General features: G+C 43.4%; 11 protein-coding genes. 2 read left to right on the forward strand and 9 right to left on the reverse strand.

Going from position 1 to position 12,697, the window contains the following annotated elements:
* Positions 1–78: 78 nt before the first annotated feature.
* The 6 genes from M313_RS0121900 to spoIIID all read right to left on the reverse strand — a co-directional run bounded on the left by M313_RS0121900 (position 79) and on the right by spoIIID (position 6,709).
* Positions 79–378 carry a DNA-directed RNA polymerase subunit beta gene (locus M313_RS0121900; protein WP_010200292.1) on the reverse strand — a complete coding sequence of 100 codons (300 nt, stop codon included), beginning with the start codon at positions 376–378 and terminating at the stop codon, positions 79–81.
* A gap of 37 nt (positions 379–415) precedes the next feature.
* Complete coding sequence (locus tag M313_RS0121905; protein WP_010200295.1) at positions 416–1,258, reverse strand: flagellar hook-basal body protein; 843 nt, start codon at positions 1,256–1,258, stop codon at positions 416–418.
* 27 nt (positions 1,259–1,285) lie between these two features.
* Entirely contained in the window at positions 1,286–2,107 is an 822-nt protein-coding gene (locus M313_RS0121910) for a flagellar hook-basal body protein (protein ID WP_010200297.1), read from the reverse strand.
* 417 nt (positions 2,108–2,524) lie between these two features.
* The gene (locus M313_RS0121915) at positions 2,525–4,528 is read right to left on the reverse strand and encodes an acyltransferase family protein (protein WP_010200302.1); all 2,004 of its coding nucleotides are present in this window, start codon (positions 4,526–4,528) and stop codon (positions 2,525–2,527) included.
* Between the two features lie 304 nt (positions 4,529–4,832).
* Positions 4,833–5,834, reverse strand: coding sequence for a rod shape-determining protein (locus tag M313_RS0121920; RefSeq protein WP_010200303.1), 1,002 nt, complete (start codon positions 5,832–5,834; stop codon positions 4,833–4,835).
* Positions 5,835–6,445: 611 nt separating this feature from the next.
* Positions 6,446–6,709, reverse strand: coding sequence for a sporulation transcriptional regulator SpoIIID (gene spoIIID / locus M313_RS0121925; protein ID WP_010200304.1), 264 nt, complete (start codon positions 6,707–6,709; stop codon positions 6,446–6,448).
* Between the two features lie 305 nt (positions 6,710–7,014).
* On the opposite strand from spoIIID, the gene M313_RS0121930 reads away from it, so the two are divergent.
* On the forward strand, positions 7,015–7,956 hold the full coding sequence (locus M313_RS0121930) for a DUF4309 domain-containing protein (RefSeq protein ID WP_010200305.1): 942 nt from the start codon (positions 7,015–7,017) through the stop codon (positions 7,954–7,956).
* Between the two features lie 100 nt (positions 7,957–8,056).
* On the forward strand, positions 8,057–8,395 hold the full coding sequence (locus tag M313_RS24390) for a BsuPI-related putative proteinase inhibitor (protein WP_010200306.1): 339 nt from the start codon (positions 8,057–8,059) through the stop codon (positions 8,393–8,395).
* A 370-nt stretch (positions 8,396–8,765) separates the two neighbouring features.
* Here the strand turns inward: M313_RS24390 and M313_RS0121940 are convergent, their stop codons facing one another.
* From M313_RS0121940 to M313_RS0121950, 3 genes are all read right to left on the reverse strand, one after another.
* Positions 8,766–9,863: an acyltransferase family protein gene (locus M313_RS0121940; protein ID WP_010200307.1), complete on the reverse strand. Its 1,098-nt coding sequence runs from the start codon at positions 9,861–9,863 to the stop codon at positions 8,766–8,768.
* A gap of 142 nt (positions 9,864–10,005) precedes the next feature.
* Positions 10,006–10,656, reverse strand: coding sequence for a 3'-5' exonuclease (locus M313_RS0121945; protein ID WP_010200313.1), 651 nt, complete (start codon positions 10,654–10,656; stop codon positions 10,006–10,008).
* Between the two features lie 40 nt (positions 10,657–10,696).
* A complete protein-coding gene (locus M313_RS0121950; RefSeq protein ID WP_010200316.1) occupies positions 10,697–12,655 on the reverse strand; it encodes a DUF294 nucleotidyltransferase-like domain-containing protein in 1,959 nt (652 codons plus the stop codon).
* Positions 12,656–12,697: the final 42 nt, after the last annotated feature.

Raw genomic sequence — 12,697 nt, forward strand, 5'->3', positions numbered from 1 at the left:
TTTTAAGACCTCCTACTAATAGTTACTTACAATTATATAGGAAGGCATAAAAAATAGGAAGTCCTTTATAGGACTCCCTTATTCTTTGTTAACGAGATCGAGAATATGTTGCCACGTTTCTTTGTTCAATACATCCATTGGGTTGCCGCCACCAAGGACGCCGTAGCCAAACATGGCACCTGCAACGATTGCCACTACCATTACAATAACTAGGATGATTAGACGTAACCATATAGGTATAAGTCGGATTCTAAACTTATATTTTTTCGGTCGTTCACCTTTTGTTGCACTTACTTCTTCTTGCTGACTTTCTTTATTTTTCTGAGCTTTGCGCAACTCTTCCCTTGATAAGCTCTTTTTGCCTGTTTCTTGCTCCATTGCGCAACCTCTCCTTTTTCTTGGATTTCCTAAACGATTATGATTTCAATCCGTTTACAAGTCCCATCATCTGGTCTGCAAACTGGACAGATTTAGCATTGAATTGATAAGAACGTTGCATTAACGTCATTTCCGTCATTTCTGAAGCAAGGTCAACATTGGACTGCTCGAGCATTCCTTGCTGCATACGTATATCTTGACGTGCTCCACCTTGTAAGAATCCTACCACCGATTCTTGATTAGCAACATTCTCTGGAGGAAGTGCATATAGAGAACCTGGTCTTGCCTCAAGCATCTGCGGTCTAATCACTTCTGCAACTCCAAGCTCACGTGCAATGGCTTGTCCATCTGTCATAACGGCAGATAAAATGCCACTTTCCTGAAGTTTGACTTCTTTCACATTTTCCGGCAGGATGATTGGCTGCTCGTCACTATCCAGCACAGGATGCCCTTCGGAAGTAACAAGCATCACTTCGGCATTATTGACCGGCGACAAATAGAATACACCATTTCGTGTAAATTGTGTACTAGTTTGCCCATTTTCCGTGACTTGAACAGTAAAGAACTGATTTTCTTTAGTCAGTGCAAAGTCTAACATACGATCCGTCGCTTTCATAGGTCCTTGCGTTAAATGAAGCTGTGTTTTACTTAATCCTGACCCAGAGCCAACTCGAATGCCTAGCTCAGATTGACGGGCCGTTTGATTATCATATTGTGCTAATGGCTGGTTATTTGATTGTTGGGCAAGCAGCTCTTGAAAGGAAGCACTTCTTTGCTTATATCCGACTGTATCTACATTCGCCACATTGTGTGAGATTAAATCCAGTTGTTTTTGTAACTGATTCATTGTATTAGTAGCATTCAGCATGATTCTGTTCATTTATTTTCTCCCTCCGTTAAGGGCTTTTTAGTTAATGCGGCCAATTTCATTTGCTGCTTTTTGCATGCTCATATCATACGCTTGAATTACCTTCTGATTGGCTTCAAATGCTCTGTAGGCGGCTGTCATATCACTCATTGCTTGGGCGGTGTCCACATTAGAGCGTTCAATATGACCTTGAGAAATGGAATAGTTCACTCCAGGCGCTCCTGCTGCATTTTGAAGAAGAGGAACGTTTTCTGCGGTTCGGTACAGCCCATTTCCCTCTCTCACCAACTCATCTGGGTTATTGGCAAGCGCAATTCCAAGGCGAGTATTTCGAATATCGCCTTCTAGGATTGTGCCGTCTTGTTGAACAAACATAGAGCGTGATCTTATCTGAATTCGGTTATCATTTTCATCTAGCACATAAAGACCGCTGTTTGTCGTTAAATAACCTTCAGGATCAATAGAGAAATTCCCGTTCCTCGTATATCGCGGTGTCCCATCCACCTGCTCCACCGTGAAATAAACCGATGCATTCTCGGGAAGGTTTTGATTTAGGATTGCAAGATCTGTATCATTTCCAGTCGGACGCAAATCCCCCTGTGTATGCTTAGGCTTTGTTTCTTGTAGGTACACACCTGTACTAAGTCGTACCGGATCATTCGGATTTGACATAGGACTGAATGTATTCGTACCGCTTGCTTGCTCCATTCGTTGTAAGAGCATATCAGGAAAAGATCTTAATGATCCTTGGTCCGCTTTATAACCAGGCGTATTTGCATTAGACAGATTGTTCGACATCATTTCCATGCGACGTTGCTGAGAAATCATCCCCGCTGTTGCAGTATAGAATCCACGTAACACTCGACTTCACCTCAAATTTTATAACGTACAGATTTTTCTAATATCTATTATAGTACAAATAAGAGTTTGTCGATATATGTAATTTTATGATTATTGGATTTTTTTAGGAATATCTTATAAACTGCAAGAAAAAAAGCCCGTTTCCATTACTGGTAGGGGCTTAATTCCTGCATTTCATTCAGTTTTTGTCTATGGTAGTTGCGTTTATTAATTAAATTCTTTCGTATTGTTTCATCCAAACAATCGTCAATCAATATTTCATGATAACTCACTCTGTAAGAATGCCATTGCCTCAAAATTCTTTGGTACATGTTCAGATGCACCTCCACGGTTTTGTGATGTATTCTTTCTATACCCTTCGTGGAGGATTTCTAACATGCGTGGGTAGAATTCAGGGTAGACTGGGTAGACTCTAAATTATTTATTCAACACAGCGAAGAGTTCTTTTTTCAGGATTGGAGCCATCGTCTTAGCATATGTTGCTGTAATGTGGTGTTTATCTCTATAGACCAGTACATTTCCTTTAACCGGTTTGCAATAGTCCTCATCACACAAGTAATCCGTCAAATCCACATAGTTTACATTAGCTGGTACGGACTCTAATTTACTGAACGGACTCTCAGAAGGCAGTGCCTTTTCCCTCTCTTGCGCACATTCTAAGGAATCCTCTCCCTTTTCCTCCACACAAGACGGCACATTGAATTCAAACCAAGCATTGTCTCTTAGTGCGAAGACAGGAATGTTTGCTTCATTAAGTGTTACCCACTGCTGAACAAATCCTTCTGGCACCTCCGCCTTACGACCAACATCAGCCGTCGTAAATACTAAATCCGGTTTAGTTGATACAAGTGTCTGAATCAATTCCTTGTTCCACTCATAACAAGATTCCGATGTACTTGCATTCACTTCTTCACCAGTAAAACGACAAGCACTTTTCGTGTAATTGATGACCTTAATCTTCTCTTCTTGGGCAAATTCCTCCAGTGCAGGCAGCCATTGTGCTGAATGAGATCCACCAACAAGAGCCACTGTATATTCAGGGTTATCTGTTTCTCCATATTCACAGGCTATTACTTCCGAGTCCTCTAATGACTGATGACACTCGTCCTCATAGACCTTTGGAAGATCGTTCTGTGCCTGCAGTGGTGTTGGCAAGACAGGGACATCTTCCACGACATTATTGGAAAACGCCTCAAGAGCACCTGGGTATTCTTCATTCTCAACAAGGTTGGCAAGTTCCGCTTCTGCCTTCCCGATTTGATTGGCCCAAAGTGACGCCGTTAACACAACCGGCACCATACAAGCAATAACTACCGACCCGCGCTTCCATTTTGGGCTTTCTTTTTTCATGGAACGAATCGGTTTTTCAATTAGGTTGGTTGTAATGTATGACAAGGTTATTGACGCAAAGATAATGATTAATCCATCTAGCAATGGAACTGTCTCTTTGTCTGCAATAATGAAATAAAAGACCAAGATTGGCCAGTGCCATAGGTAAAGGGCATAAGAAAGATTGCCGAGTTTTGCTAATGGCTTTAGGCTTAGGAATCTATGGACTCCAAATGTACCTCCGTTGTTGCCGGCCAAGATGATGAAGATGGCAGCAAGGGTCGGCCATAGTGCGGCGTACCCTGGGAATACGGTTGATACTTGTAGGATGATTCCACACATAACGATTGCGACTAACCCAATCCAGCCGATGATAAAGCTGACGGACTTACGCAAAACAACCTGCGAACCGAGTACTGCAACTATACCTCCAAGTGCGAACTCCCATACACGTGTGAATGTGTGGAAGTAGGCAAATGCTTGGTTGGTGGATGTTAGATAGATGGAATAAGTTAGGGACACTGTGAAAACAGTAAGTAATACTGTGATAAGTGTCGCTTTAAATTTCCAATTGAATAGTTTGCGCATGAGTAGTGCCAGTCCGAATACAACAGTTGGCCAGAGCAAATAGAATTGCCCTTGAATGGACATCGCCCAGAAATGTTGGACCGGGCTTGCTTCGTTGTTTTGCGCCAAATAATCAACTGCGTTAAAGGCCAGCTGCCAGTTTTGATAATAGAAAGCAGATGCAAAGATTTCCTGGAGCGTCTGTGCCCATTGAACTTGTGGCAGCCAGAGCATGCTTGCTACTGTCACGACAAGCAGCACAAAGAAGGCTGCTGGAAACAATCGCTTTGCAAGGCCTAAGATGAAGTCTATTATGTCTATTTTCCCTTCCCTTTGAACTCTTCCTAGTAAAGAAGTGGTGATAAGGAAACCAGAGACGACAAAAAATACATCGACACCCCCAGAGACGTTGCCGAGCCATATGTGATAAATTGCGACTAGTAATGCCGCGACAGCACGCAATCCTTCTATTTCGGTACGAAACCGTTTTTTTGTAGCTGTTAATGGTTGGTTATTGGATGACATGGTGTCACTCCTTTATATAGAACGTCTAGTGTGAAGACGAACATTGGTTTTGTTGGTTGTTAGCCATGGACTATGATAACGGAGATTCTTGGGGGTGTAAACCGGTAAATGGTAGAAGGGTTGGTTTAGAAGTTTGGAGAGCTTGAGGGCGGGGTCAGTCCCCCGCGAGGGGGATTTAATTATTTTTGGGGTTTCTTTTTTGGGGGACAGACCCCTAAGTGTTGTTGCTTTAAATTTAAGTTAGTGCATTTAAAAAAGGAGCTGCCCTTGGGGGGTGCTCCTTTGGTGGTTGTTTTGTTTTGTGTTAGGCGAAGCTTTTGGATGGAAGGCGGTCGATGTGGTCGAGCATGATGCCTGTGCCGATTGCTACGCAGTCCATTGGTTGTTCTGCTACTAGTACTGGTACTTTTAATTCTTCTGCTAGGAGTTGGTCCATTCCGTGCAGGAGTGCTCCTCCGCCTGTCAGGATGACGCCGCGGTCGATTATGTCTGCGGATAGTTCAGGTGGCGTGCGTTCTAGGACGCTTTTTGCCGCTTGAACGATTACTTGGACGGATTCGCGTAGTGCTTCTTCGATTTCAGTGGATGTGACAGTAATCGTTTGCGGAAGTCCGCTTACCATGTCGCGTCCGCGAATGTCGATGGATTCGTTGCGGCCGCCAGGGAAGACGGTTGCGATTTCAATCTTGATGTTTTCCGCTGTTCGCTCACCGATTAGAAGCTTGTATTTCTTTTTGATGTGTTGAAGGATTTCTGCGTCGAACTTGTCCCCGGCCATTTTAATGGAAGAAGCAGTTACGATGTCGCCCATGGAAAGGACTGCAACGTCTGTTGTTCCGCCACCGATGTCGACAACCATGTTTCCACTAGGTTGGAAGATGTCCATGCCCGCTCCGATTGCTGCTACTTTTGGCTCTTCTTCTAAGTAAATTTTCTTGCCGCCGCTCTTTTCTGCCGCTTCTCTGATTGCTTTTTGCTCAACAGACGTGATGTTTGTCGGGCAGCAAATCAGGATGCGCGGTTTAGAAAGGAAGCCTTTTACGTTTAGTTTTTTGATGAAGTGTTTGAGCATTGCTTCTGTTACTTCGAAGTCTGCGATAACACCGTCTTTTAGCGGACGCATTGCGACGATGTTTCCAGGTGTACGACCTACCATCTTGCGGGCTTCTTCTCCTACTGCCAATACTTTGCCTGTGTTCGTGTCAAGTGCTACTACAGAAGGCTCGTTCAGTACGATCCCTTTTCCTTTTACGTGGATGAGTACGTTCGCCGTACCCAGGTCAATTCCGATATCTCTTGCAAACATCTTTCTGTTTTCCTCCTTGCGTCATTGCTTTATTTATGACTTTTATCTGAATGTTCTTTGATTGTTTAGTTGCCATTGCTAATTTTGAACACTATCTTTAGTCCTAATTGTATATTCTATCACATTTTACTAAATAAAGGTGAAATTTAACAGTAGTTTGGTGTCATTTTTTTGAGTATTTTGTCGAAAGGAGTTGTGGGATGTTGGAGGGAGGAGTGGACGGGTGAGTATAAAGACTTTTGTGGTTGGATTTTTGGTGTTGAGAGTGCTTGAGGGGCGGAATAAAGACTTATGGTAGTGAGTTTTCGGGCGTGGGAGGGCTTTAGAAGCGGTATAAAGACTTCTCGGACTGGGGTTTCGGGCGTGAGAGGTCTTTAGAAGCAGTATAAAGACTTTTGGAACTTGGTTTTCCTGATCTAGAGGTCTTTAGAAGCAGCCTAAAGCTCTCTTGCATTGCATTTTCCTCGTGCAAAGGTCTTTATAATTGGAGATGGTGATTAAGAGTTTGAACACCTACCCTCGCTCCAATAGATCTCCTCCCCTTCGCAATCCCTCCACGCACACAAAAACCAAAAATACCAGAGCATCTCCTTCGCCCTGGTATCTCCTGTTTATTTTACGGCTTCTTCTTCTTTCTTGTACTTCATCTTGGTTGCTTCGCCGCCCCGTAAATGCCTGATGGATTTATGGTAATCAAGGATTGTTTTGACTTCGTTTGCTAAGTCTGGGTTGATCTCTGGCAGTCGTTCGGTCAAGTCCTTGTGGACAGTACTTTTGGAAACGCCAAATTCTTTCGCTATCACGCGAACTGTCTTCTTCGTCTCCACGATATACTTTCCAATCTTGATAGTTCTCTCTTTGATGTAATCGTGCACACCACTCGCCCTCCCTAAATTGTGGATGTTGAGAAGTGTGAAATGAGACCCGCTTATTTCGATGTAACGAAGTGCTTATTTTTATAGTTGTATATGAAACATAAGTAGGATGGCTGGTGTAATTCTTCGAGACAATCTACGATCCCTCACCTCAAACACTCTCTTTGTATGTTTGGTTTGTATCAGTTTATTAGCTTGGTTGGTTGTTTATGCCAACAATGTCAAGAGGGACAAGGCTTTTGTTTGTATTTTTTTGAAAATAACACAATTTTTCCTCTGTTGAAATTTTTTAGGGGGTCATACATATGAAACGTTTTACATTGCCGCTATTGGTACTCGTGCTGTTAATGAGTGCGTGCGGCGCTGTTGAAGTAGAAAAAGAGGCTGGTAAGTTAGATAACCAAACGGTAACTGCTACAGAATCAGTTGAGGCAGGAGAGGTTACGGACCAGGAAGATGCCGTGGAAGAAAAGGAAACTGCTGCGGTTGCAGAACCGGTTGAAGAAGAATCTGTTGATACTGAACTTGCGAATCCTTCAATGGGATGGGCTGGGAAATGGGCGATAGATGCTCCAGCAGGCGTATATGGACAATTGTCTATTTATGATGAAACAGATGAAGGTTTTTATTTTAATATCAATGTATCCACGACACATGTTGCTTCCTTGGAGGAAGTATATGCAATTAAGGATGGAAATGTTGCGCGTTCTGCTGAAGATGAATACGGTTGTATACTGACATTACATAGAGAAGGAAACCGCATTGAAACCGAACAAACTTCTGGTTGCTCAGCATGGCATGGTGCTGCCATTAGCTTTGAATCAAACTTTGTGATTACTGAAAAATTAACGATTGGAACAGACTTTTCTGAACTGGTTAAGCAAGGGAAACTCAGCCAGAACACTTATGCATTGGGGACCGACTACGGAACAATTGTTCAGGAGGTCGGTGAAGCAAACAAAGTTTATATGGATGCTGGAGCAAGTATGAGAATGCACGATTCACTCACTTATGGAATTGATGCGATTTCCGAAAGCGGACCTGTCGTAGCTTTAGTTGCCAATAATACTGATCCACTGACACCCGATGAAATTAAAAGCATTATGGGTGAGCCAGAATCCGAAGAAATCAGCGAGTTTGATGGCTTTTACATCCTCTACTACTCTATTGATGAAACTTACAAACTGTTCTTCCGTATGGATGTGGAAACGAAACAACTGTTAAGTGTTTCCCTTGGTAACCTTTGAGTTCAACCTTTTAATCTATAAATAAATCATCATTAAAGGTATAGCATTCATTCTGTCGAATATTTTATATAAGTATTTGTATAGGATTGGAGTGTTGTTGATGAGTTTAGAAGCCAAGTTGACCTATTCAGAAAGTGGTCCGAATTCAGTGATGTTGCATTTTGTCGTAGAAAATACTGGTGGGTCCAGTGAAAAAGTTACCTTCCGTAGCGGCCAGCGATATGATTATATCTTGTATCGAGATGGTGCTCGGGTTGAGCAGTTTTCAGAAGGCAAAATGTTCACGATGATTTATGAGGAGATTATGGTGGGGGCCGGGCAAGAATTGAGTTTTGATATCCCGTTGAAGAATCTGCAGCCTGGCCATCATAAGGTGATGGTGTGGCTGGCGGATTCCGATTGGCCGGGAGTTAGGGACCGGTTGGAATTTGATATCTGAGTTTTGTGGGACCCGTTCTATAAGGACGGGTTTTTTATTTTGTTTAAGTCTTTTTTGAAACTGTTTCGTCTTAATAGGTGAGGTGATAAGGGTTGGCGGAGGAATTTGAGTTGGTCGAGGAGATCATCCGGGGCAGTGAGGCGGCGATGAAAGTGCTGACGCGCCGGTATTAGACTTTTTGACTTTTTTAAGACGGTAGATTTGTTTGGAATCCCCGTGCTTTTCTCATTGGTGGCGGTAGGTGTGATGGTAGTTGTTTCGGGTGTTGCTGTTGGGGTTGGTTTGCGGTATATGAAGGGGAAGGAACTGTCGATATAGATAGGTTGATGGATTAGGGGGCGGTCCTTTGGGAACGTCCCCTTTTTTTATTTCATGAATTTTTTTTTGCTGGTACTGCTAGATGATGGTGCATTTTATTGCGGTTCAACAGGGAGTTCAATCGTTTGTTCAATGGTTTCTCAACAAATTGGTAAGCCAGTAGCCCGCCAATCGTGGTCAGCAGAAGGATTACTATCATGGTGAGGTCCCAACCGATGACCTCTTGTATTTTTACGTTTTCAATTAAAAGGATGATAAATAGCATGAGAAACAAGCTGTGTGTTAAGAAGATTGAGAATGATGCTTTTCCGATATAGTCGAGTAGTTTATTGACTATAGTTTTTTGGTAGAGGTCAATGGATGCTAAGCCGGCCACAAGAAAGCATGAGCTGATGCCGTATAGAAGTGGTCGAATAGTTCCTTGTTCTATATATAGGAACCGAATGGTGTTGTTGGTCCAGAGAAACAGGAACCCCGCGATTCCTATGACGGTCAAGGCTCCTCCTATTAGGCTGTTTACTTTGACGCGTGAAGTTGTTAGGAAAAATGCCACGAACGCACCGAGCCATATGGTCAGATTGCTGACATTCAGCAGGGTGGCAGCCAGCATATTTTCTGGAAAGAAGTCGATGAAGTAACTCGTGATGATAACTGTAAGATATATTGCGATGGCCAGCCTGCCTATAGTTGGCCTGAACAATAGCAAGGTGAACATAAAATAGAAGAAAAAAATGTGAGTCAAGGACCATGCGACTGTCAGTATCGGATCATCTGATAGGAGAAACATGGATTTAATCAGATATGAAAGACTGAGTTGTTCGCCAAAGTATGGAAAGATGAGCAGAACGGAAAGTACTCCAAAGGTTGTGAGCCAATAATACGGGATTATCCGTGTAATGCGTTTTTGGAGAAAGATGCCAGCTTGTCCGGACTCCCCTATTTTGTGCTTGTATAAATAAGCAATCATGAACCCACTAATGACAAAAAACATGTCCACCCCGCCTGTTCTCCCCCATTCGCCCATGCCGAACCAGTCCTGGGCATATCTTTTGTAAAGAAGTCCGTTGAGATGACCTAACATGACGAAAAGGATGGCGACTGCGCGAAGTAGCTGGATAAGGTGGAGTTGTTGGGTTTTTGCCTTTGGCATGGGATTTGCGGCTCCTTTTAAGTTCAGGTTGCGAAACTCTTTTGTTCTTTATAGAGAACATTATAGCATGTTGGTGGGAGCTTGGGAATTAATTTGATTTTTGTGTGAGGTTAAATTTCTTTAAAATAGGGAGACATTAAACTTAATTTTGGCTTCCTTTAATTTTCAGTAAGTCGCCCCATGTTTTTAAACCTCTATCTTGGCTTAGTTGGAGCAATTCAGTGAATAGATAGGCAGTAGTGAGTGCATCCCCGAGGGCAGAATGGCGCTGGTAAATTCTCGTGCCAAAATCCCTGGCGTACTTCTCCAGATCTCTCATGTCGTAGCTAGGGGCGATATAGCCGATAAGGTCCAGTGTATCAAGGGATTTAGGGTTTTTCCATTTTAGATTGTTGCGTTTTAGTTCTGCTTGTATCGCCTGCATATCAAATGCTAAGTAGTGCCCGACATAGCAGACAGATGTTTGGTTGGCCATGTTGGTCAGTTTGGTGATGGCTTCAAGTGCTTGTGGTGCTTCGTCTGTTTGTTCTTGTGTGATGCTAGTTAGCTCGATAATTTCCCGAGGAATTTGTCGATTTGGGTTAATGTATGTTTGATAGGCGCTGTTGTCGATGACTTGGAGGTTCTTTATTTTCACGGCGCCAAGTTCTATTAGTCTGTCATCCCTGGCCACGTTGAAACCTGTTGTTTCGGTATCGAATACGGTGAATTCGAGTTTGTCGACAGGTGTGGAAAGCGGGATGTTTTCTGCTAAATTGCTCGGGAAATAATGCTTTTTTGCGAATGAGAACATATTTTGTAGGTACCTCCTTTTCGTATGCTGGGCTCCTCTTTTAATAGTAGGAAAGCATGTGGTTTTGTAGTTCTTTAATAAGACGGATGCTTAACATTAGCTCTTCCTTTTCGCGGGTGGAGAGTGTTGTCAGCGTTAAGGTTGATGTGAGCTCTTCTCCGTTTTGATGTTGCTTGTATCTGTTGCGGACGTAATAGTTTAGGATGGTACTGATTGATGCTTTGAGATCCTTTTGAAAGTTTTCTGAGAGGATCTTTTTTTCGTACAGCTGGTCTAGTTTTTCGATTGGCGTTCCGTATGTGATGCCGTGCATGAGTGCGAGTATCTGCAGGCTGTGATGGTAAGGGAACAGAACTTCTTTTTTCAGATCTAGTTGTTTTTTGTTGCGGCGGAATATGGATCTGAGTGGTTGTTCCAAGGTTGGGATTGGATTTTCCCTTTCCAGTTGGGATAAGCGGAATAGAAAGATTTTTGCTCGGTCTAGGGAGTTGATTATGGTTTGTTGGAACTGTTGGTGTAGGTTTTCGTCGCCGAAGATGTGGCGATATGAGAAAAAGTTTTGGGCTAAGAGCAAGCGGTCATTGGTGGCCTTTAGGGTCCATTCATGGATGCGGGACTCCCATTGTTGGAGTGTGCCGCGCCAGATTGGATTGGATGCCATCATATCGCCATTGCATCGTTTGTAACCGGCAAGTTCTAGGTTTGCGACGATTTTTTCTGCTAAATCTGCGAAGTATCGGGTGGCGATATGGTCGATATGATTGTTTGAGTTCTCCTGTGTATCGCCCTCGTAGACCAGGAAATGATCTTGGTCAGTAAGAAGGAACTGTTCTTTCCTTGCTCCGCTGCCCATGAGGTAGAAACAGAATTTCGTCGGTGGATCGGTTGGCATTTCTCTTATGGAAAGCTCGATACACCGGTGAATCAGCTGGTCGTATAAGGTGTTCATGACTTCTAAGGTGTGAAGGATCGGGACTTGTTGTTGAAGCATGGTGTTGAGGGTTGCATAAAGTTCTTTTTTGACTTGTGGGAGTTTCTCCTTGTTGATGTTTTTAAGCGCTTCTGTGTTTTGATGAATACCGGTTGGTTGCTTGGCTTGAAGCAGGTCTGTCATGGTGACGAGTCCTGCCAACTGGTTATTTTCGGTGGTGACTGGCAGATGTTTGATTCCGTTTAGAAGCATGGCGGTGAGCGCTTCATAGTAATAGGCAGTTCTCGGGACGGTGATTGGTTTTTCTGTCATGATGGTTTGGATTTGATCTTGGGTGTTTATGCCTCTAGTGATGACGCGATTGACGAAGTCGTGCATTGTGACGATGCCTTGGATTTTATTGTTGTTTAGAATGACGGCGGCGGTTTTCTTGGTATGTTGGGACAAATTTTCTGCGACGGATTGGATGGTGTCGGTTGGTTTGGCTTGAATGACTGTCGTTTTCGGTAGCATGATGTCTTGGACCCTTAGAATGGTGGGATCGCTTGTTGGATCGATGGAGGAATTCATGTTAATTTGTTCGGCAAGGGAATGGTAAACGTCGTGCAGTCTGGAACTAACCTGGTCAAGAATGTAGTCGCGAACGTCAGGCTCTGCCCATCTATCTTTTAGCACAGCATAGGGGATGTAGAGTGCTTCTAGGTCGTCGATGGCACGGACTTGAATGAGAGATGGATTTGGTTGAGATTTGAAGTTTGAGACCTGGTCCGGGTACAGGGGTTTCTTAGGGTCTTTTTGTTGGTTTTGCGGGAAGTGGGTAGCAAGAAAGTGATGGATGTTGGACAGGCCAATCAGTTCGTTCGGCTTGATAATTTCGAGCACTTCTTCACGTGATTTTTCGGATGGGATATAGACTTCAGCCATTCCGGAGAGCACAAGAAAGATGCCTTCACGGTTGTCTGTGGCATGAAAGATGATTTCGTCTTGGTTGTAGTGATGGGTGTGGCATTGGTTTAGAAGGTTTGTGGCTTCCGTTTGTGTGAGGTTTTTTGTTAGGATGTGCTTCATGTTAGCGGCTCCTTTTTTGCAGGAAAGAGGAGCAACGTGGTT

The organism is Bacillus sp. m3-13 (assembly GCF_000175075.1).
Lineage (GTDB): Bacteria > Bacillota > Bacilli > Bacillales > Bacillaceae_I > Sutcliffiella_A > Sutcliffiella_A horikoshii_C.

Coding starts and splice junctions, on each gene's coding strand:
- M313_RS24390 (WP_010200306.1), top strand. CDS start 8,057: ATGAGTTTAGAAGCCAAGTTGACCTATTCAGAAAGTGGTCCGAATTCA.
- M313_RS0121920 (WP_010200303.1), bottom strand. CDS start 5,834: ATGTTTGCAAGAGATATCGGAATTGACCTGGGTACGGCGAACGTACTC.
- M313_RS0121950 (WP_010200316.1), bottom strand. CDS start 12,655: ATGAAGCACATCCTAACAAAAAACCTCACACAAACGGAAGCCACAAAC.
- M313_RS0121905 (WP_010200295.1), bottom strand. CDS start 1,258: ATGAACAGAATCATGCTGAATGCTACTAATACAATGAATCAGTTACAA.
- M313_RS0121945 (WP_010200313.1), bottom strand. CDS start 10,656: ATGTTCTCATTCGCAAAAAAGCATTATTTCCCGAGCAATTTAGCAGAA.
- M313_RS0121915 (WP_010200302.1), bottom strand. CDS start 4,528: ATGTCATCCAATAACCAACCATTAACAGCTACAAAAAAACGGTTTCGT.
- M313_RS0121900 (WP_010200292.1), bottom strand. CDS start 378: ATGGAGCAAGAAACAGGCAAAAAGAGCTTATCAAGGGAAGAGTTGCGC.
- M313_RS0121940 (WP_010200307.1), bottom strand. CDS start 9,863: ATGCCAAAGGCAAAAACCCAACAACTCCACCTTATCCAGCTACTTCGC.
- M313_RS0121930 (WP_010200305.1), top strand. CDS start 7,015: ATGAAACGTTTTACATTGCCGCTATTGGTACTCGTGCTGTTAATGAGT.